General features: G+C 39.9%; 16 protein-coding genes and 1 pseudogene. 16 read left to right on the top strand and 1 reads right to left on the bottom strand.

Features of this window, described 5'->3' with window-relative positions:
- Positions 1-130: 130 nt before the first annotated feature.
- The 12 genes and pseudogenes from GQY27_RS01120 to GQY27_RS01065 all read left to right on the top strand — a co-directional run bounded on the left by GQY27_RS01120 (position 131) and on the right by GQY27_RS01065 (position 16,840).
- Positions 131-1,912: a methyl-accepting chemotaxis protein gene (locus GQY27_RS01120; RefSeq protein WP_160031673.1), complete on the top strand. Its 1,782-nt coding sequence runs from the start codon at positions 131-133 to the stop codon at positions 1,910-1,912.
- Positions 1,913-1,925: 13 nt separating this feature from the next.
- Complete coding sequence (locus GQY27_RS01115) at positions 1,926-5,651, top strand: non-ribosomal peptide synthetase family protein (protein ID WP_160031672.1); 3,726 nt, start codon at positions 1,926-1,928, stop codon at positions 5,649-5,651.
- 8 nt (positions 5,652-5,659) lie between these two features.
- Positions 5,660-6,268, top strand: a pseudogene (locus GQY27_RS01110) (ATP-binding cassette domain-containing protein); the annotation flags it as partial.
- Between the two features lie 198 nt (positions 6,269-6,466).
- The gene (locus tag GQY27_RS01105) at positions 6,467-7,066 is read left to right on the top strand and encodes a hypothetical protein (protein WP_160031671.1); all 600 of its coding nucleotides are present in this window, start codon (positions 6,467-6,469) and stop codon (positions 7,064-7,066) included.
- Positions 7,067-7,151: 85 nt separating this feature from the next.
- Positions 7,152-7,676, top strand: a complete 525-nt coding sequence (locus tag GQY27_RS01100; RefSeq protein WP_328802926.1) for a ferritin-like domain-containing protein — start codon at positions 7,152-7,154, stop codon at positions 7,674-7,676.
- 156 nt (positions 7,677-7,832) lie between these two features.
- Positions 7,833-8,456, top strand: coding sequence for a TetR/AcrR family transcriptional regulator (locus tag GQY27_RS01095; RefSeq protein WP_160031670.1), 624 nt, complete (start codon positions 7,833-7,835; stop codon positions 8,454-8,456).
- Between the two features lie 17 nt (positions 8,457-8,473).
- Entirely contained in the window at positions 8,474-9,775 is a 1,302-nt protein-coding gene (locus tag GQY27_RS01090; RefSeq protein ID WP_236570426.1) for an MFS transporter, read from the top strand.
- 32 nt (positions 9,776-9,807) lie between these two features.
- Positions 9,808-12,147, top strand: a complete 2,340-nt coding sequence (locus GQY27_RS01085) for an ABC transporter permease (RefSeq protein WP_160031668.1) — start codon at positions 9,808-9,810, stop codon at positions 12,145-12,147.
- 16 nt (positions 12,148-12,163) lie between these two features.
- The gene (locus GQY27_RS01080; protein WP_160031667.1) at positions 12,164-12,928 is read left to right on the top strand and encodes an ABC transporter ATP-binding protein; all 765 of its coding nucleotides are present in this window, start codon (positions 12,164-12,166) and stop codon (positions 12,926-12,928) included.
- A 166-nt stretch (positions 12,929-13,094) separates the two neighbouring features.
- A complete protein-coding gene (locus GQY27_RS01075; protein ID WP_160031666.1) occupies positions 13,095-14,552 on the top strand; it encodes a spore germination protein in 1,458 nt (485 codons plus the stop codon).
- 15 nt (positions 14,553-14,567) lie between these two features.
- Positions 14,568-15,692: a GerAB/ArcD/ProY family transporter gene (locus GQY27_RS01070; RefSeq protein WP_160031665.1), complete on the top strand. Its 1,125-nt coding sequence runs from the start codon at positions 14,568-14,570 to the stop codon at positions 15,690-15,692.
- Positions 15,692-16,840, top strand: a complete 1,149-nt coding sequence (locus tag GQY27_RS01065; protein ID WP_160031664.1) for a Ger(x)C family spore germination protein — start codon at positions 15,692-15,694, stop codon at positions 16,838-16,840. The genes GQY27_RS01070 and GQY27_RS01065 overlap by 1 nt, the downstream gene beginning before the upstream one ends.
- Positions 16,841-16,889: 49 nt before the next feature.
- Here the strand turns inward: GQY27_RS01065 and GQY27_RS01060 are convergent, their stop codons facing one another.
- Complete coding sequence (locus tag GQY27_RS01060) at positions 16,890-17,723, bottom strand: MurR/RpiR family transcriptional regulator (protein WP_236570425.1); 834 nt, start codon at positions 17,721-17,723, stop codon at positions 16,890-16,892.
- A gap of 185 nt (positions 17,724-17,908) precedes the next feature.
- On the opposite strand from GQY27_RS01060, the gene GQY27_RS01055 reads away from it, so the two are divergent.
- From GQY27_RS01055 to GQY27_RS01040, 4 genes are read left to right on the top strand one after another with little or no spacing between them, the layout of a single operon-like run.
- Positions 17,909-18,787 (top strand): DUF8171 family membrane protein, encoded by an 879-nt coding sequence (locus tag GQY27_RS01055; RefSeq protein ID WP_160031662.1) that lies wholly within the window; start codon positions 17,909-17,911, stop codon positions 18,785-18,787.
- Positions 18,780-20,570, top strand: a complete 1,791-nt coding sequence (locus GQY27_RS01050; RefSeq protein ID WP_160031661.1) for an ABC transporter ATP-binding protein — start codon at positions 18,780-18,782, stop codon at positions 20,568-20,570. The genes GQY27_RS01055 and GQY27_RS01050 overlap by 8 nt, the downstream gene beginning before the upstream one ends.
- On the top strand, positions 20,531-21,364 hold the full coding sequence (locus GQY27_RS01045) for an energy-coupling factor transporter transmembrane component T family protein (protein WP_160031660.1): 834 nt from the start codon (positions 20,531-20,533) through the stop codon (positions 21,362-21,364). The genes GQY27_RS01050 and GQY27_RS01045 overlap by 40 nt, the downstream gene beginning before the upstream one ends.
- A gap of 35 nt (positions 21,365-21,399) precedes the next feature.
- Positions 21,400-22,194, top strand: coding sequence for a PHP-associated domain-containing protein (locus tag GQY27_RS01040; protein WP_160031659.1), 795 nt, complete (start codon positions 21,400-21,402; stop codon positions 22,192-22,194).
- Positions 22,195-22,409 lie beyond the last annotated feature (215 nt).

The raw sequence follows: 22,409 nt of genomic DNA, 5'->3' as shown, positions 1-22,409 counted from the left end.
TGTACTACATTTCAGTAGGGAAGGGATGGATGACATAAAGAGAAGGTCACATAGGATCAGTGAAAGATGGGGAAATGAGATGTTTTCCTATGAATAACTACAAGGACATATTGAGAGGAGAAATACAAACATGAATAAAATAAGCAACTTTATTCAGAAGCTGAATGCCATCTTTAAAAATCAAAGTATTGTCACACGAAATATGATATTTACAAGTCTTTATATTATTCTAACGGGTGCGGTAGTGATTTGGTACAGTTACTATATTCAAGGAAATGTGCTGACGCATCAGCTTCAAACTGATTCCGGAAAAATAATGGAAACTCTAGCTAAACAGGTGTCAATAGAAGATGCCAAAGAAGCAAAAGACACAAAAGATCCGAATTCTCCTTTACAGCAGAAATTAATGAAAACCTTTGAAGAGTTAACCATTACGTATCCTAATATTGCACAAGGTTACATATTTGGTCCCGAGCTTGAGAATGGGAACAAAACATCTGTAATAGCTCTGCCTCAAACCCTCCTAGATCTGTTTAAAGAAAGTAATATGGCACTTGGTGATTTATATGAACAACCCAAGCTGCACGTAGATGCCGTAAAAGAGATGTTGAATACAAAAGAAATCTCCTATACGAAAGCCTATAATGATGATTTTGGTACATGGATCACAGTCCTGTATCCTTTTGTAAATAATAACGGAGAAATATTTGCCTACATGGGGATAGACGTAGATGCAAGTTTAATTGCTTCAGGTAAGAGCGAATTAATATCTTCTACGCTTATAGCGTTGCTAATTACATTAATTATTGTTCTTGGTCTGCAGTACTATACCCTGAAACGTACGTTTCAACCGATCAGTGATTTAAAGGATGCTTTAGATAAACTAAGTAATGGTGATTTTACAGTTCAATTAAAAACAAGTGATGATGAATTTGGACAAGTAAATGCGAAGTTTAATATAACAGTTAATTATATGAACGAATTAGTGAGTACGATTAAAAAAGTATCAGAGCAATCTGCTGAGCAATCAAACCTCCTATTTTCAACAGTTGAATCAAATAACAAAAACGCATCAGAAATTACGAAGAATATGAAAGACATGTCTGATAGTGCAGATATGCAGAGTATTTCGATCACTGAAAGTGTGGTCTCGCTAGAAGAAATAACGACAGGTGTTACTACGATTGCAAGCAATACGACAGAATTATCCGAGATTTCTTTACATATGAAGGAACAGTCCGAATTAGGTAATCACAATATCGAGCAAGTCATTGAGCAAATGAATTCGATTAATTACTCTGTCAAAGATTCCGTTGATATTATCGAAAAATTACAGAGTCGATCTCAAGAAATTGGACAAATCGTACAGGTAATTACTGAGATTGCGGCACAAACAAACCTACTATCTCTAAATGCAAGTATTGAAGCAGCTCGTGCTGGCGAAGAAGGACGCGGTTTTGCGGTTGTAGCAGGTGAAGTGAAAAAATTATCCGAGGAATCAAGAAAGTCTGCCGATCAGATTGCTGAGTTAATAAGATTCATTCAAGACGAAACGGAATTAGCAGTTAAAGCGATCGGTGAAGGGGAAGAGAAAGTCGAGACAGGCATTCGTGTCGTAAGAGAAACGGGTTCGCTATTTGAAGGAATATTACTTTCAACGGATTCCGTAACGAGTCAAATCCAAGAAGTATCCGCAGCTACACAGCAAATGGTTGCAGAAACGGAACAGATTACAGCTTCTATTAAGCAGCTTGCTGTACTAGCTGAGAAAAATTCCTCCGTATCTACGGACATACAAATGAGTACTCAGGAACAACAAGCTACCTTTGTTCAGATCTTTGAGTCTGCTGAACAACTGAATCAGGTATCAGGCAGATTAGAAAGCTTAGTTGAACAATTACAGGTAAAATAGGAGCTGATTTATTTTGAATACAACACTACTAACTAGACATGGCAAAGAGTATTGGATGAATGAGTTACAGCTGCCTTTGTCAGGATTATATATGTATACAGACTATCCAGCAATGATGTCGGACAGAACCATGTTGGAAATGAACATTTCACTGGATGGCAAGCTGCCAGGAATTGAACACCTACATTCTTTGTATGATATGAACACTTGGATGCTCTCAAGTTACGTCGTATTCTTATACAAGATGAGTGGTGATAAAGATTTACTGATTGGGGTGAGCGATCAAAAAGGCGGTATTCTCCCACTGCGCATCATGCTAAGTGGATCAGAAAACTTTCAAACCGTATATGATCAAGTAGCTATGAAGCTGCAAGCAATCGAAGAAACGGAACTTACACTTGCAGAAATTGGGGAGTTTCTGGGTCAAACTATAGCTTTCCATACGCTTTATGGAGATCAGCTTCACCATCCGAACAGTGATTTACATTGGTTTGTAGGGCAGGGAGTGCTGGATAGCTGGAAACTTCATATTACCTATGCTCAAGAGCTGTATGAGGAATCCACGATTCGCAAGTTCAGCGATCATTATATATATCTCTGTAACGAGCTCATTGAACATATGAATATGCCAATTGATCAAATTTCTATAGTAACACCTGCAGACTTAGCTGCCTACGAGAAGCTCAATAGTAATAAGAAAGATCTGCCTGCTGAACTAACAATTACAGCTATGTTTGCTGCAACAGTAGAGAAGTATTCTAAGCGGACCGCCATTTCTTATGGTGACCAACAGATCACTTATCAGGAGCTGGATCATCTATCTAATTGTGTAGCTCAGATGCTGCTCTCCAATGGACTGGAGAAGGGTGAGTTCATATCTATTTTTATGGAGCGCAGTCTTACTACTATTGTGAGTCTGTTTGGTATTATCAAAGCCGGGGGAGCTTATGTTCCGCTTGACCCTTCCCATCCGGATGAAAGAAATGCTTATATTATTGAAGATACGAAGTCAAGGATGATACTAGCTCAGCCGAATTTCACGACAAAATTAAATTCACTATTATCAGATTTCGAAGTGAAACCATTGATTATTTATCCGCAAGTGAATATGGAGTCATACGAGGTAGATACGAATGTTACTCCTGCTATTGACTTAAACGGAGATGATCTAGCTTATGTTATCTATACATCCGGTTCAACAGGTAAACCAAAAGGAGCACTCATTTCTCATAAGGGTGTAGTGAATTTGGCGTTCGGCACTAAGGACCATCTCCAGTTGACGGAGCAAGATATCATCTTACAGTATTCTACTTTCAGCTTTGACGCTTCTGTGTATGATTTATTTAGTTCACTTGTCAGTGGTTCCAGACTTCATTTGTTAGCAGATGAAGAACGTTTTTCTATAGATGCTTTTACAGAGGCAGTAAAACAAACAGGAGCTACAAGATTTGCAATTTTGCCGACGGTCTTTTTCAATCAGCTTGCGGCCCATTTACCAGAAAATGAAATACATAGTTATCGTAATATTAAAAGTATTGCGGTTGCAGGGGAAGCTCTGCCTGGTGAAATGGTAAGAATGCTTCAGAAAAAACTATCCGTACCTGTTATTAATCTATATGGACCGACAGAGATTACTTCTGTTGCAACAGCGCATGTGATTGACTATGAACTTCCAGAACATATCTCAACTGTAAGTATAGGTAAGCCGCTTGCGAACTATGAACTATATGTGGTGGATGCGAATAATAAGCTTTGTCCTACCTGTGTGACGGGTGAACTCTTGATTAGTTCGATGGGTCTTGCGAAAGGATACTTGCATTTACCGGAAAAAACAAAGGAAGTGTTCATAGCTGATCCGATTACAGAAGGTTCCGGAAAAACACTCTACCGGACGGGAGATCTGGTTAGACTTTTGCCAAATGGTGAAGTCGAGTATAGAGGAAGAAAAGATTTTCAGGTGAAAATCAGAGGTTTTAGGGTTGAAATTGGAGAGATTGAAGATAACTTGGCTAAGCATGAATTCGTTAAAGATATAGCCGTTTTAGCAAGACAAGACCAAGATGGTACAAAGATTTTGGTAGGATTTTATACATCAAATCATGGACAGGCAATTGCCCAAAGTGATCTTGTACAATTTTTAAGTAAAAAGGTTCCAAATTACATGATCCCTAAATACTTTAGCCATGTAGAACAAATGCCTTTATCACCTACAGGCAAACTGGATCGTAAAAAACTAGCTCTGTACGAAATAAATACAGATCATGACGAGACTAAATATGAAGCTCCTGAGAATGAACTGCAGATACAAGTAAGCGAAGCTTGGCAAAAATCGCTGGGACTAACTAGAATCGGCATCCATGAAGACTTTTTTGAAATTGGAGGGTATTCACTAAAAATTCTAGAAATTCTAGTGATTTTAAAACCTCATTTTCCGCAGCTAAAAATTAATGACTTCTTCGTGTACCCTACGATCGCTAAATTATCAGAGAGAATAGAAGAGATGGGTAGAGAAGAGATGCTTCAAGATGCAGCAGATATGGCTAACCTTCCGATTCAAGATTTGGTAGAATATCCGCTTACCTTTGGTTCAGACCAAGCCAGGGAAGAGAACTTATCGAAACAAAATAATATCTTACTTACTGGTGCGACAGGTTACTTAGGATCCCATCTGCTCTATGAATTGTTACATAATTCGGAAGCCGTTATTTATTGTCTGGTACGGCCTTCCCGTGAGCAGTCTCCTCTGGAGCGATTAACGGATGTAATGGAGGGATACTTCGGAAGTTCGATTACAGAAGTGATGAATAACCGTGTAGTCATTATTGAAGGAGATCTCTCACAAGAAGACCTCGGTTTTAGTGAAGCAGACCGGATGCTCGTAGATAAGCTGGTTGATTCGATTGTACACTGCGGTGCTGATGTAAAACATTTCGGGGATTCTGAACATTTTGCAAGTGTGAACATTGATAGTACGAGACGACTCCTGAAACTAGCGAAGAAAAAACCTGATACCCGTTTCCATTTTATTTCTACACTGGGTATACCGGAAGATTTGGCTTTTAACGGTCAATGGGATGGTGTTGTTCAGGGATCAGGTTATGAAACTTCCTATATCGAGAATGTATACACGAACAGTAAGCTCGAAGCTGAAAAAATCGTTGTGAAGTATGGTGAGGAAGAGGGCATATCCGCCAGCATCTATCGTGTGGGGAATCTTTCTTGCAATTCTACTACAGGGGTCTTCCAGAAAAATATAGATGAGAACGCATTTTACCGGATGCTAAAAGCAATGCTTTTATTAGAAAAAACACCTAAAGTAAGATGGGAAGTCGATCTGACGCCGATTAATTATGCGAGTGAAGCCATTATTGCTCTAGCTCTTCAGAAGGAAACGGTCGGTAAAGTGTTCCACATTTGTAATCCGGTTGCAGTTTCGTATGAACAAATTGTTGAATACTTTACCAACTATGGTTATGAGATTAAATTGTTAGGACTCCCTGAGTTTGAATCTTGGCTGCTGAATCCAGCAGAACCGAAAGATCAAGTGGGACTTGAACTGGCTATGGCGCAGCTGGAAGGCGATGGAGCGAAAAATTCAGCATTTCGTTATGCTTGCCCGCAAACATTAGAATATCTGAAAGATACAAATGTAGTATGTGCTGAACCGGACGAATCTTTTATTCATCAACTAATTAAACATGCAGTAAATATCGGTTATTTTCCTAAGGTACGCAGCTAAGAGAAAAGGGAAGATATACGCTTGTTCGCACGCTGCTTGGACTTCTTCCGAAGCAAGGGGGCACGGTTCGCTGGAATGGGGAGGAAGTTGATCCTTCTTCTTTCTTAATGCCTCCGAGAGCTGCATATACACCGCAGGTTCCGCGCCTATTCAGTGATACTCTAAAAGAGAATATTGTCCAAGGAAAGAGATCGAATGTAGAAGACTCCTTGAATAAAGCAATTCGTCTTGCTGTCATGGAGAAAGATATTGCCCATTTAGAAGAGGGGCTCGAGACTTTTGTGGGACCGCGAGGGGTAATGTTATCTGGCGGGCAAATTCAGCGGGCAGCAACGGCACGTATGATCATGACGGGAGCGGATTTGTTCATATTTGATGATCTGTCGAGCGCGCTGGATGTAGAGACTGAACAGCTAGTATGGGATGGATTAGATAAAGAAAAGAATGTAACCTGTATTGCCGTATCTCACCGTAAAGCGGCACTTACCAAAGCGGACCATATTATAGTAATGAAGGATGGGCGGATTGAAGCAGAAGGCAGTCTAACTAAGCTGCTTGAAGAAAATGAAGAAATGCAGCTATTATGGCAGGGAGAACAGGTACCAGCAAGGGTTTAAATAGGAGTATATTCGGATAAATTTACTACACCTCTTTGTTCAGTGGAGAGGTGTTTTTTCTGCTATGCAACGAAGATATACTTCATTTTTGTTATCTCATGTTTTCTATGGTAGTATGATAGCGAAAATGCAGAAGAAATTTATATTACCAAAAAATTAGGTAAGGCAACTTTTTCAGACAACAACAGGAGGAGCAGCATGAAGAAGAAAAAGAAAATGATAGGTGAAATTGGCGGACTGCTGTTATTAATTGCAGTTATATTTGCTGTGTACATATTCATAACAGGGATGCCAAGTGAACAGAAGTTCAATGAAGATGGGGAAGTTACCATTCATTATCTAAGTAGATATATTGATGCTGTGCCTGAAGATTTCAAGACAGCAATTAATGAGGAAATGGCGGAAAAGATGTTTGGCAGTCCTGATTTTTATAATAAAATGAGCGAAAAAGATACATTAAAGCTAGATGCAACACTCTCGCCAAATGGAGAATTTTATAAAGCAGAAGGGGAAGGTTCTTTAACGATATTTGATAAAGAGTACCCTTTTACGGTATCAAGCTCACAACTTGATAAAGAAGTATTGCAATCAGGCGATCATCTCGTCTGGGGCAGTATTAGTGGAGGTTTCGTAGATGAAGGCGGAATAAAAAGAGAGATGATTCTAAGTTTAAGTACCGTTATCGAAACGGAAGAGGTATTTTACTACGCCACGCTTGGAGGAGTTGTAATTTCATTTGGTGATTTCGGATTTGAAACGAAAGAAATCAGGGATATTCTATTGAATAATCCAATCTAAACTTGGATATACGCAGGACATGGTACCGAAGCGCCCACTTCCGAATATATTGGAGTGAAAACTAAACGATACCGGAGGGGAACCCATGTATTACAATACGTATTATCCAGTAAGATATTGTTCAGTTACTCCAACTTCTTATGATCCGTACGGGCAGATGCGTCAGGAAATGACTACTTATAAGTCACTAGAAGAAGCGCTGGCTTTAATTAAAAAAGCGGTTAGCGGCGAACGTGAGGATGAGCTGTTTTACGATTACTTAATTTCAGAAGCACCGTCCCAGGAAGAAAAAGAAATCATTGAGAGTATTCGCAATGACGAGCGTAAGCATAATCAAATGTTCCGCAGAATCTATCAAGACCTTACAGGACAAACCATCACTACTCCAACTGATGTTGAGTTCAAGAAACCAAACTCTTATATAGAAGGAGTTAAAAAAGCGCTATTCGGAGAGCTCTCCGCAGTCGAACGCTATCGGAATATCAGAGCGGGAATGCCTAATCAGTATTATCGAGATATGGTTTATGAAATTATCACGGACGAACAAAAACATGCAGATAAATATAATTATCTCCTGAATTTGTACCTTAGTAAAATGATGAAAAAGTAAAATCAATCAAAAACATAGATTTAAATCGACCCGCGGAAATACTCCGCGGTTTTTTTTGCGTTAATCTAGAAATTAAAACTTGACATAATATGGTTAGTTTGTATAATCATTAGTAGACCGACCGTCAGTCAGTTATTTGAACAGGAGGCAGAATGGATGAGAGTCACAAAGGATCCGGAAGACCGTAGAAATGAAATCTTGGATACGGCTGAACAACTGTTTTTCACCAAAGGATACAGCAAAACTACAGTGAATGATATGTTGCAGGCTATTGGTATCGCCAAAGGTACATTTTATTATTACTTTAAATCGAAGGAAGAAGTGATGGATGCGGTTGTGATGCGGTTTATTGAGACGGGAATTATAGCTGCCAAGAAAATTGCGACGAATGAGGAGCTTACTGTCCACGAAAAGTTGCTCCAGATCATTATGGCGCAAAAGCCAAATACCCCTAGTAAAAAGCAGATGATTGAAGAGTTTCATGAACCTGATAATGCACAGATCCATCAGAAAAGTTTAACGGAAACCATATTGCAATTAACACCTATTTTGACCGAAGTAATTGAGCAGGGAATCAAGCAAAAACTCTTTCGCACCCCTTATCCTCGTGAATCAATAGAGTTTCTGCTTTGTTCATCTCAGTTTTTGTTTGATGAAGGAATATTCAAATGGACACCTGAAGAAATGGTACAAAAGATCCAGGCTTTTATCTATATTATGGAGTCGATACTCGGGGCAGAAAGAGGAAGTTTTTCTTATGTGTCCCAAATGTTTGATTAAATTTTTAACGCGGAAAGGTGGGGGGCTATCTGGAGACGCAGACACAGGTCAATAAATCTTTTGGATATTTTATGGTACTGTGGGCCGGAGAATGGATATCCAGTATTGGCAGCGGTATGACAGCATTTGTGCTCGGTGTATATGTATACCAGATGACAGGGACGGCTAGTAGTGTGGCAATGGTCACGTTATGTGCTTTTCTCCCCATCATTATCCTTGGACCTGTTGGCGGAGTACTTGCAGATCGATTTGATCGACGTCTAATGATGATTATTGGCGATTTATTTTCTGCGTTTGGCCTACTATTTATACTTATCGCGATGTTGCTGGGTGAACCGGCGCTGTGGCAAATATGTATTGGAGTGATGTTTAGCTCCATGTTTGTCTCCTTGCTAGAACCCGCTTACAAAGCTACGATAACGGACCTGCTAACGGAAGAACAGTTTGCTAAAGCTAGTGGACTTGTACAACTCGCCGGCGCCTCTAAATATCTTCTCTCCCCAATTATTGCCGGAATACTCTTCACAATTATGGATGTTAGCAAAATACTCATCATCGACATTGCTACCTTTTTTATTACCCTCTTTGCTGTGTTCTTTGTAAAAAGAAATCTGCGTGCGATACAAAAAACGAGAATGAAAGTAACGTTCGTCAAAGATCTGAAGGATGGCTGGGATATCTTTATAGCTTCGCAAGGTGTTCTGCAGATTACGATGATTCTTTCCATTGTTACTTTTTACATGGGCCTTCTTCAGACATTATTTACTCCGATGCTCCTGTCTTATATGAATTCCAGAACCCTTGGCACCATTATGTCTATAAGCGCATCCGGTATGCTGATCGGCAGCCTGATTATAGGTATATTCAATATAAAAAGAAACTACATCACTGTGCTAAGCATAGGTCTTAGTTTTGCTGGCATCTTCTTTTCCCTGTTAGGGATAACAACGAATATTTTCTTTTTATCCGTGTTCGGATTTATATTCTTTGCTGCGCTTCCTTTTATTAATACAAGTGCCGATGTGATGATCCGCAGAAAAATCTCTAGTGAAGCACAGGGAAGAGCATGGGGCATTATCGGAATACTTTCCCAGCTTGGTTATGTAGCGTCGTATGCACTTGCTGGAATTCTGGCGGACTTTGTATTTAATCCATTATTACGTGAAGGTGGCCCCCTTGTTCCTGCTTTTGGGAATATTATTGGGATCGGGGAGGGACGAGGTACAGGATTATTGTTTATTGTCTCCGGGTTCCTCATTGTGATCCTCTCTCTTATCATTCCACATATTAAATCGATTCGAGCACTGGAGAATACATAGTGATTTGAGAAGAAAGGGGAAGGTACCAACCTATGCTGCTGCACATCGTAAAGAGAGATTTTCAAAGGAATAAAATCATCACAACCATCTTATTTGTCTTTATTATGCTCTCGGCCCTGCTCATGGCTACTGCTTCACATGTCCTTATGGAATTGACGAGCTCCCTAAACAATCTATTGTCGCTATCCAAAGCTCCTCATTTCGTACAAATGCATACTGGGCCCATCGATAAAAGAGGGATCGAAGATTTCGCGAGGACCGATCCTCTCGTTAAGGAACACCAGACGGTTGAGATGCTAAGAATAGATGGATCAAATATTTATATAGGATCTTTAGAACAGCCCGAAGCCAATAGTGTGATGGATATTGGTTTTGTAAGGCAGAACGGTTCTTTCGATTTTTTATTGAATTTAGAGAATCAAGTTATTCAGGTGGCCCTAGGAGAGATTGCGGTGCCTATTTATTACATGCAGCAGAAGAACCTCAAACTTGGAGATATTGTCCTCATTCAGACAGAACGGTTTAAACGAGAATTTAAAATTGTTGATTTTGTGCGTGATGCACAAATGAACCCAGCTATGGTCAGTTCCAAGCGTTTTGTCATAAGTAGAGAGGATTTTGCTGTGCTTAAAGAAAATGGGGGAGATATAGAATACCTCATTGAATTTCGACTAACCGATCTGAGTAAACTGAGCGATTTTAGTAGTAACTACTTCTCATCAAATATGCCAAATAGAGGTCCTGCAATTGATTATTCATTAATTACTTTGTTGAACGCACTTACAGATGGATTGATAGCAATTGTTATTATTATTGTAAGTTTTCTATTAATGGTTATCGCTTTACTTTGCTTAAGACTTACCATTGTCGCAACGATGGAGGAGGATTATCAAGAAATCGGCGTCATGAAAGCTATAGGTCTATCTAACCTCGATATCAAACGAATCTATCTCGCAAAATATATTGTGATCTCCGCACTAGCAACGTGCTGTGGGTATTTACTATCCCTGTTAACCATGAATTTAGTCACCGCTAATATTAGCCTGTATTTAGGAGCAGTCACGAGAAGTTTGATTTCTTATATTATCCCTTTTTTGGCTGTCGGTCTAACTTTCTGTATTGTTGTCATTTCTTGCAGAGCTATGCTTAGAAGATTAAATCGAATATCAGCAGTAGAGTCCCTGAGGTCAAGTATTTCTATGAAGTCAAAAACTCCGATCGGGAGAATACAGCTTAGCAGATCTAAATATTTAGGAGTAACCGTTTTTCTCGGAATAGAGGATATCTTCAGACGAGTCACCATGTATACATTACTGTTTTTCGTTTATGCATTGAATGTATTCATTATTATGGTGCCGCTAGGTTTATTGCATACGCTTCAGATGCCTAGCTTCATTTCTTATTTAGGGGTAGGACAGAGTGATATCCGTATTGACTTGCCACAATCAGCCAACACTCAGCAAACATTTTCACAGATAACAACCGCGATAAATAATGATCCCGACATAGAAAAGTTCTCTCCACTAATTACCTCCCGCTATAAGGTACAGAAAGATGAAGGGATTTGGGAAAGTGTAAACGTGGAAACAGGTGATTTTACGATTTTTCCTTTGTCGTATATGAGCGGGTCAGCTCCAAAAGGGACTCATGAACTTGTACTTTCTGATCTTCTGGCTAAGGACTTGAACAAAAAGATGAATGACACGGTTGTTATAAAAATGGGCGAGGCTCAAGTGAAAATGAGGGTTAGTGGGATTTATCAAGATATAACGAATGGGGGTCGTACCGCCAAAGCACAAATACCTTATGATTCAAAGAATGTGATATGGCATGTCATCGCTTTAGATGTGAAACCCGATGTTTCCGTGGACGAGAAAGTGGATCAATTTACAGAAGCCTTTTATCCAGCGAAAATAACTCACCTGAAAAGCTACCTTGTACAAACTCTAGGTAATATAGTCAGACAACTGCAGGTTGTCACCATTTTAGCAATTGTGATTTCTTTGTCTATTACGGTTCTGATTACGTCTTTATTTTTAAAAATGCTTTTAGCAAAGGAAGCTCCTCAACTCGCGATGCTGAGAAGTCTCGGTTTTACAATCCGGGATATCCAAGTTCAATATTTGTTAAGAATGCTGTTACTAGGAGGGACGGGGGTTATTATTGGAACATTAGGTACGGTTACCATTGGGCAGGGGCTTGTTCATGCAGCAGGTTCATTTATGGGTGCTCCAAAGATTAATTTAGAATTTAATCCATTCAGCACCTATGTTCTTTATCCGCTTTTTTTCTTAGCTACGATATCAATGACAAGTTTATTGAACGCTCGCGCAAAGAACAAGAACAGTATTGCTGAACAAATTTCTAAGTGAAAAAAGGGGGGACGGTATGCCTATATTAGAAGCAAAGAAACTGAACAAAACCTATGTGAATAGCCAAGGTTTTCGGCAATCCGTGTTACAAGATATTTACTTGCAGATTTGGTCTGGTGAGTTTGTTGCAATTATGGGTCCTTCCGGTTCTGGTAAATCAACCTTGCTTTATTCGATCAGCGGTATGGATAAAATAAGTTCGGGAAGTGTAATCTTTGAAGGACAAGAAATTGCTGATCGATCCGAGGAAGAATTGGCAGAGTTAAGGCTTAATAAGATGGGATTTATTTTTCAACAAATGCACCTACTCAAAAACTTGAATATTCGTGACAATATCATCTTGTCAGCATATCGTGCTAAAAAACACAGCCGAAATACGATTAATAAAAGAGCCGATAAGTTAATGAGTAGAACAGGTATTTTATCTCTTGCAGATCGTGATATCACACAGGTATCGGGAGGGCAATTACAGAGGGCTGCGATCTGCCGTGCGCTTATTAATGAGCCACTGATGGTGATCGGTGATGAGCCAACAGGTGCACTGAACTCTAAATCCGCGGGTGAGATCATGGAAATTTTGACTGAGATAAATCATGAAGGAACGACTATACTGCTCGCAACACATGATTCAAAAGTTGCTGCTAACGCGGAACGAATACTTTATATGCTGGATGGAAGCATAACTGCACAACTGCACCTGGGCAAATATAATAAAATGAATGGTAACTTGAGAAACCGGGAAGAACAAATCATAGCTTGGTTATATAAATTGGGATTTTAAGAGACCGTGGTAAGCTCCACGGTTTTTTGCGTTTACATGCAACTGATCTCAATGCATTGTCATTATTTATGAATGAATTGAAGATCATACGGACATATTATGTATGCTCCATAGTGGTGAATATTAGCTGTGGTGTAAATTGATGAGGGAAAAGGATAACGCCATTATGTCAGATTATAGTAACCAAATCGAAAAACAACTTAAAACGTTATTAAACGAAAGTGAAGGACTCATTACAAAGCCAGTCGGTGAGAAAATCGCTATTTGTTTTATGTCTGGTATGGTGGACTGCGAGCAAATCAATCAGAATGTAATCGGAAAAATTATAGAGAAAGATCATTATGAGGATATTAATTCTCTTTCAGATCAGATTGCCATCGGCGATTGCAAGAAGTTTGACCAGATGTCAAATGCGATCAAGAATCTGCTAAGTGGTTATGCTCTTGTATTTATGGAGGGAAGTGAAGAGGGAATTCTCGTTAGTGTAGCTAATATCCCTACTCGTTCCCCTTCTAATGCAGAGAATGAAACCACCATTTATGGACCGATGCAGGCATTTACGGAGTCTATGGGGAAAAATATAGCTCTTGTTCGTTCATATATTACAAGTCCGAAGTTAATTCAAGAGGAAATTCAGATAAATTCAGAGACAAATACGATGGCTACGATGCTTTATATGCAATCTCCCGATGTCATTCCGTTTATCGAGACGATTCGTAAGCGTATTGAACGAAGAAAAGTAAAAGGGGTATTTGGGAGCCCGTTATTGCTAAAGCTGTTAACGGATAATAAATATTCATTGTTTCCAGAAATGACATTAACAGAACGCCCAGACCTCACCTCGCGAGCCTTATTAAAGGGGAAGGTTGTTGTCTTCATGGAGGGAAATTCCCAAGTCATCATTGGTCCAACTACATTTTTCGATTTTTTCTATTCGGTTGAAGATCGGTACAATACGTGGGGAATCGGAACCTTCACCAGGCTATTAAGAGCGGTCGCTTTTATTTTTTCGATTTTTCTAACCCCTATGTATGTAGCTGCCTTAACGTATCACTATGAAATTATTCCTGTACCCTTGTTAGAGCCTTTGATTAGTACAAGAATAAGGGTTCCGTTTCCGCCGCTCTTGGAGGCTCTGCTTATGGAAACGTCAATTGAATTATTAAGAGAAGCAGGAGCACGTCTGCCGACAAAAGTGGGACAAACCATGGGTATAGTAGGTGGTATCGTTATAGGCCAAGCTGCCGTACAGGCAGGATTTACAAGCAATACACTCGTCATGCTTGTTGCACTTGCCGCACTCGGTTCTTTTACCACACCAAACTATATGATGGGATCTACCATTCGTTTTGTGCGATTCCCTATGTTAATCGCTGCTGGGGCTTTAGGATTAATAGGCATTGCTTTCTTTGCAATTTTCTTGTTAATTCATTTACTTCGAATGACAAGTTATGGAAAGCCCTACCTTTACCCTTTATATCCACCGGATACCAAAGGGCTGCTTAATGCCACATTGATTACAGATTCCTCACAGTTTGCTTATCAATCGGATGTAACGAAAAGGAATGATTCTTTTTGGAGAACCAAAATGATGAAGAAGTTGAAATCTGACAATGATGATTGATCAGGAGGTAGAGCTATGAAGATTAATGTCTATCCACCTAAAAATATGATGCTCCATGCATACCTTCTCTTTTTTATAATAACCAATACCCAGGTGGGGGTAGGAATATTTACTTTTCAGCGAGTTGTATATGAAGCTTCCATGCGAGACGCATGGATTTCCGTTATTGTTGCTGGGCTCGTTACCCATGCAATCATGTGGCTCATCGTCCGCGCCTTGCAGAAATATAAATCGGCTGATCTGTTTGGTATACATTATGACTTGTATGGCAAATGGATTGGCATGATATTTAATTTAATATATATCGTGTATTATTTTCTCGTTACTTTTGCAGTGATGAGAAACTACTCCTCTGTAGTTCAGGCTTGGATATTTCCTGATATACCAACTTGGGTAATCGTCCTCTTACTCAGCTGCTTAGCATTCTATGCGGCTATTGGAGGAATAAGGGTCATTGTGGGCATCTGTTTGTTTAGTTTTATTGCAACGCTGCTAACCCTCATCCTGTTTCATTCTTCAATACAGCATGCGATCTGGACACAGCTGCTCCCCGTGCTTGATTCAAGTTCTTGGGATATCATGAACGGTGCAGTTAGAATGGGATTTAGTCTGGCGGGATTTGAGATTATTGCTGTGATGTATCCATTTATACTGAATAAGAAGCGAGTCATGTTACATTCACAACTTGCTGTTTTATTCAGTAATATTCTATATCTTTTTATTATGGTTATATCGATTGGATACTTTGCTCCAGATCAGTTATTACGATCACTTTGGCCGTCCCTAAATATGCTCAAGATTGTGGAGTACCCTTATCTAGAACGTCTGGAGTTTATTGTCATCTCGGTATGGATGTTAGTCATTCTATCAGGAATATTGTTAAATACTTGGCTGATTACAAGAGGTTGCAAGAGGATATGGAAGTTAAATCCAAAGCCTATATTAATCGCCGTGTTTTCTATGATTCTTGTGATGTCAATTATATTCCATAAACGTCTTGAAGTTAAAGATTTTATGATTCGACTTGAAGTAAGCAGTATTTTCTTTTCATTTGTTTATCCAGCTTTGCTTTGTTGTATCGTGTTCATTGTATCTGCATGGCGTAAAAAGAACCAGCGAAAAGGAGGAGAACATACATAATGAAGCGCCTTCGAATTATGTTTTTTCTCATCGTGATGCTCCTTCTTAGTGGTTGCCCTAAAACAAAAATATTAGAGCAACAATCCCTTACACTTGCAATAGGCTATGATGCAAAGGAGAATCATTCTTTTCAAGTTACTGCGTCTTTATTAGAATCGGAGGAGCATGCGGGAGATACAAACCGAGTAGTCACAGTTGAAGCGGAGACAAGTAAATCTGCTCGCAGGAAACTCAATGAGAAGCTGCCTAACGAAATTGCAACAGGGCAAACAAGGGTCGTTCTATTGAATAAAGCGATATTTGATCAAAAAATGTTGAATGAGGTTTATGTACTAAGTCGTGATCCATTTTTCGGCGATATGATTAAGATTGCGATTGTAGATGGATCTACAGAAGATTTATTAACACATCCATATGAAAAATTCAAAAACATAGGAATGTCACTTAACAGTTTACTTGAACATAATTCGCGATTTAACTGGGTGCCGGAGCTAACTCTTCACGATTTTACTTATTTTAGGGATACGAGTACTTTAGATATTGCAATCCCTACGATTAAAAGAGAAGGGGAGGAGATTGTAATTACCTCTCTCTCTTTGTTACATGGCGGGGACATCGTAGGAGAAGCATCCTCAAAAGAAGGTTTCTTTCTAAAAACACTAAAAGGGAAAAAAACCCCTTATCTTTATGAAACCATAATAAAAAAGAAAGATATGAAGGAGAGCGGTATGGATCAGTATTTTCATACAGAACTCAATGATGAAAATACTGATGAAGTAAAAGTAGTGTTTAGTATTATTAAAAATAAGGGAAAAGTAAAATTAGTAGACAAGGAATCGAGAACATTTGAGGCTTCTTTAGATATAGATATTAACATCGAGGAAATTTCTCAAGTGTATAAGTTTAAAGAAAATAAAGCGATTCTCGCTTTAGAGAAACAATTAGGTAAGGAAGTCTCAAAAGATCTACAATCTTTCCTCGATAAAATTCGTAAAGTGAACTCAGATGTTGTTGGATTTGGTGAGCTCTATCGAAGTCATTCCAAGGATGGCAAGGTCGTCGACGAACAGTGGGGAGATATGTTCCCGAATATAAAGATTCATGGGAAAGCGCAAATTGATACAATTCGGACAGGAATAATTGAGTAAGGACCACAAAAAAAGGATGATTCCTTCATCGGAATGGTCCTTTTTTGTGTTATTGCCGAGGAAGTTTAGAAGCATAAGTAACTCTCATTTGCTGAAGATGAGTTAGTTTATCTAAATGGCGTTCAGGTATGCTCATCCCAATATGTAAAATCAAATTTTCAATTACATACATAGGAGCGATCATCGAATGAAATTCCCAAACTTCTCCGCGCCCTGCATAAAGGACAAGATCTGCATGATCGGACCTCGGATAGATGTAACGATCTGTGATTAGGATGATGCGGTAATGAGCCTCTTGCGCATGATCCATAATGACTTCAATTTCGGGCAGAAGTTGAACAAATCCAAATACGAGAATGACATCCTTCTCACTTGCATGCATAAGGGTCTCTAACAATTCGTGACCGCTCGGCGCCATCATTTGAATGTCTATTCCAAAACGACGTAACCGAAAAGCAAACAATTGTGCCAGCGAAATACAAGGCCCCGGGCTATATACATACACTTGCCTTGCTTGCTGAATCATGTCAGATGTTTCTTTCAGCAGTTCAGGAGAAAGCCTCTTACTCGTCTCTTCCAAATGGTGCAAGCTGCTATTTAACAGCGTCTCCGGCAGGGAAAGTTCCTTCACTAGATTCATCGTTTCTTGAAGTTTCATCGCGGGTGATGTTTCCAGTCGAAATCGAAGTCTTGCTTTGAATTGTTTGGCATTTAGAAATCCAACCGCTTTCCAAAACCGCGACACCGAAGCGATACTTATTCCAAGTTCATCTGCTATTTCTTGTTCAGTCAAATAGAGCACACGCTGTTCATTACGCTGAATAAATTCCGCAAGCAGTCTTTGATTTCTTGAAAATGTTTTCTTATTCCAATTCTCATACATGTTCATCTCACCTCACAAAATATTCTGTTTCTCTACCTTACAGGTGAAATGTCATGTAAATATTTTTACATCATTAAAAATAATGAAAAAAAGTTAACACAGCCTTGATAAAACAACCATGTTGCGTTAATCCCTCCTTCCTATAATGAGATTATATTATGAGATGTTAAGGGAGGATTTTATTAATGAGTACGTTGTCTACCCGCTATACACTGACACAATCTCAAAAAATGATGATTTTTGTACTGTCGATGTCCTTGTATGGCTTGTCTAACATGTTCACCGAGCTCATACCCAGCATACAGCTGGGACCGATTGAATTGTCCGTTGAGTATTTTGCATTTATACCGCTCACCCTTTGTATGTTGTTTCATCCGCTTTATGCCGCAGTAGGTGCTTCTGTTGGAGAAATTATCTTTGGAGAGCTGATGCTGGGGCAATTCGGAGGAATTGGCGAATTAGAAAAATTCATTACCTTCTCCCTTGCGATGTATACAGCTGGCCGAATGGTGTCTGATCCGACGAATAAACGGCAGGTGGGGATCGCTGCAATGACAGGAGTTGCTATCCATCAATTGCTGAGTTCTATCGTTGATGTTGTTAAAGTATGGGTTGGGGTAGAGGAACTTGAAGCGGTCAAAGGACTAGCCGAAAGTATTGTAATCATTGAAGGTGTTGGATTTCTTAATGATGTTTTATTCTCTGGTATTTTGTTTGCACTGCTGCCGACACTGTATTTAGTTCCACGTCTATATGGCAAAATCGAACCGCTTCTTGGTATGAGACCGCGCCACAAAGATACAAAGTATGAGATGTCTAATTGGCTTTCTCCTAAATTTATCATTATGGGCGTAGTACTTGCACTCCTTGCCGTGGGTGCTGAAGTTATGTCCGAAACAGAATGGAGTTTTGGGGAGTGGGAGCTTCCTTTTGCTGAATCTTCGGAAAGCACACTGATCTGGGTCAGTATTGCAGCAGCAGCTGTAATCGCTATCGTCACCATCTTTATTCTTCGCAGTAAGGCTTCAAAATCTGCAAACAGGACGGATACAAAAAATGCCTGAGCCATTAATCGAATTATCACATGTTTCTTTTACGTATCCCGGGTCTGAGCAGCCTGTATTGAACGACGTTTCCTTAACACTGCACCGTGGAGATTTCACAGCGATTATCGGAAGTAACGGTTCGGGGAAGTCGACTCTTTGTAAACTATTTAATGGTCTGATTCCTCATTATTATACGGGAGATTACGATGGAGAGTCCGTCATATGCGGGCAATCGTCTGAAACGAGCAGTGTTGCCGAACTATCGAGAAAGGTAGGATATGTATATCAAGATTTCGAGAATCAACTGGTTCGTCCGACCGTACTTGATGATGTCGTTTTTACCCCGCTCAACTATGGTTATCCTGACTATCAAGCTCGAGGTCAAAAAGCACTGATGATGATGGGGCTGTCTAATGTAAAAGATGAATTCATTTGGTCACTCAGCGGCGGACAAAAGCATCTGCTTGCACTTGCGGGAGCGCTTGCTATGGATCCAGATATTTTAGTGATTGATGAGCCGATATCACAGCTTGATCCGCAGCATGCGAGGCATATCTATGATATTTTAAAACGCTTAAACGAAGATTACGGAAAAACCATTGTTGTTATCGAACATCATGCCGAATTTATCGCTGACTATTGTAAGGAAGTTGTTCTGATGGATCAAGGAAAGGTCGCATGGAAGCGTCCAACTCGGGAAGCCTTATCCTCGGTAGAAACGTTACTTGGGCTTGGGATCTATCCGCCGCAAGTGACCCAAGCAGCATGGCTGGATTTAAAGAACCGCGGATCATTACCACAAGGCGGGACTTTACTTCCGGTTCATATAACAGAGGCAGAAAGCTGGTTTCAATCGCGTCAATTAACGTTGACTCATGGAAACATAGAAAAACCACTAGTGGTCACAGAACTCAATATTCAGAAAAAAGTAGTTGTGGCAGAAGATGTTCGTTTATCATATCGCACCATTCATAAGAAGATGCACCCTGTACTGGATGGAGTGAATGTAACTTTGCACTCTGGTGAAGCAGTGGCGATTATCGGCAATAACGGTGCAGGGAAATCATCCTTACTTAAACTGATCGCAGGAATCGTAAAACCTACGGGCGGATACTTGAATGTGAATGGATTTTCGCTAAAAGGGATGAGCCCCGAGCGAATGGCAGGACATGTATCCTATGTATATCAGAACCCGGAAGAAATGTTTATTGAGGACTCTGTTGAAAAAGAAGTCGGTTATTATGTTCATGCTCACCGTTTGCCGGATGCGGAAGAACGTATTCAGAGCGTACTCGAAAGCTTCCGCCTTACTGGACTTAAGGACCGGGACGCAAGACTGCTCAGCGGGGGACAGCAACGGCGTGTAGCTTTAGCGATTGGAGCCGCTATACAGCCATCCATTATGCTCCTTGATGAACCAACGGCAAATTTGGATATTGCAACAAAGCAGGAGATGCTCAGTGTACTCTCTACTTTGAAATCACATGTGGAGACGGTCGCTATCGCAACTCATGATATGCAACTTGTGGCGGAGTGGGCAAGCCGGATCATTGTGATGCATCAAGGGGTTGTCATTGCGGACGGTACGAAGGAACAGATCTTTGAAGATGAGAGACTTCTTGAACGAGCGGGTCTGCTTCCTACGCAGCTCATGGAACTTAGCCGGTGTCTCAGATTGCCGAAAATTTGTTACTCGCTGGATGAATTCATTTCGTTTTACACACCTAGAGAACAATCTCAACCGGAAGGAGAGGACACCGCGTGGAAATCGTCAAAAAGACACTTGACCGCATCTCTGTAGAACGAATCAAGCTGGAATTACTCGGTACGGCTTATGGTAATACCACCACATTTATCGGGCGGCTTGATCCGCGTACGCTTTTATCTTGGTATTTGTTTTTTACCATCGTTCCCTGGTTTATTCATAACCGGACGATACTAATCGGCATGTTCGTACTTATGGTAGGTATGACGGCGTTATCTCGCGTTAGTTCCATCCTTATTTTCATATTATGTTTAGGACTGGCCGGTCAAGTTGGGTGGATGTTCTTATTTTCGATGCTATTTGGAGGCGATTTTACTTCCCTTTTACCTCTCCTTACGTTAACGCTGAAGTTATCGGTTATTTCACTTGCCAGTATCGCTGTATTTTCAAGTATGGACCCGGAAAAATTAAGTGATGGCCTGTCCGCTCTCGGTGTACCGGATACATTCTCTTTTAGTTTGTCATACGGGTACCGCATTCTACCTACTCTATTAGAAGAGTTTCATCAAATTCTGTTGTCTTTCCGTTTAAGAGGAAGGTCTCCCGAACGGTCTGGTTTTCTCTACATTCGGGTCATCATTTATTATCTGCGTCTGACAGTGCTTTGTTTCTATCCGCTGATGTTAAATACGGCCAAACGTTCCAGAACCACGGTTGAAGCGCTTGAAACACGAGGATTTACCTATGGGCTTAACAACCGTCAGGTGAAAAAGATGAGATTATCTTATCTTAAACTTGGCATGCTAGATTTGTATTTTATTGCATTTTCTATCCTTTATATCATCTGGTTGTTCTGGTTCGGTCTGAAATTCCCATCCATTTTGTATTAATTGGTATCAACATACGTAGAAGGAGATGAAGTTACATGTTAATCGATTTACACACCCACGGAAAACTATCCAAACAATCCGATTTTTCACTGGATTATTTTCACGAAATGATGCAAGAAGCAAAATTGAACGGGTTAGATGCGGTAGCATTAACCGAACATTTTAATACAAAAAACTATGAAGCCTTGTATGAAGGACTTGATTCCGCCTTCCTTTATAATGGTCACTACTATGAAGCCCACGGGGTTCGGGTATTCCCAGGAATCGAAGTCGATATAAGAGAAACAGGACATATTCTGCTGATAGGTAAAAAGGAAGAAATCTTGGCCATTCGAGCGGAGCTTGAACCCTATACCTCGAAAGAAAACTTCATTCCATTTGCGCAGCTGCTAAAGCTTGCTGATACGTACCATCTATTAAAAATTGGAGGACATCCCTTCCGGGATTCAACTCCGCTGCATCCATTAAATAGAGAACTGCTCATTCAATTAGATGCACTGGATCTAAATGCAAAAGATTTATTCAAACAAGGAGTAGAAGTCAATCGTCAGAAATTAGAACCGTTTGCTGAGGCGCTTGGTCTCCCCATTGTCGCAGGGAGCGATACTCATCAGTGTCTGCAATATGGAAGCGTTGTGAATCGTTTCAGTGAACCAATTCATACGGTGGAAGATCTGAAACGATCAATTAAGGACCGCAGATATGAGATTGAAATCTCCGCAGCACTTGACATAAAAGTCAAAGCATCTGTGATGCTGAAAAAAGTACTAAAACAATTAAAAGGTGAACCGCCTTCCCGCGAAGAGCTGGAGGAAGTATACACCAGCTAAATAGGGTGAGTAAAAATGGCAGGCTAACTAGAGTAAGTTAGCTGTCTACCAACTTGCCTAATCGAATTTGATTAGGCAGACTGCAGATAAACTATCTTAACTAGTTTATCTGCAGTCTTTTTTATTTTTAATATGTAGTAAAATACTTATGTAACTATGAACACAATAGTAACGTTTATTAATTGAAATGAATGAAGTATTTGTCAGTTAAATTA

This window comes from Paenibacillus sp. An7, assembly GCF_009870785.1.
GTDB lineage: Bacteria > Bacillota > Bacilli > Paenibacillales > Paenibacillaceae > Paenibacillus.
The sequence above is the reverse complement of the archived record's forward strand: the minus strand, read 5'-3'. Positions and strand labels throughout refer to the sequence as shown.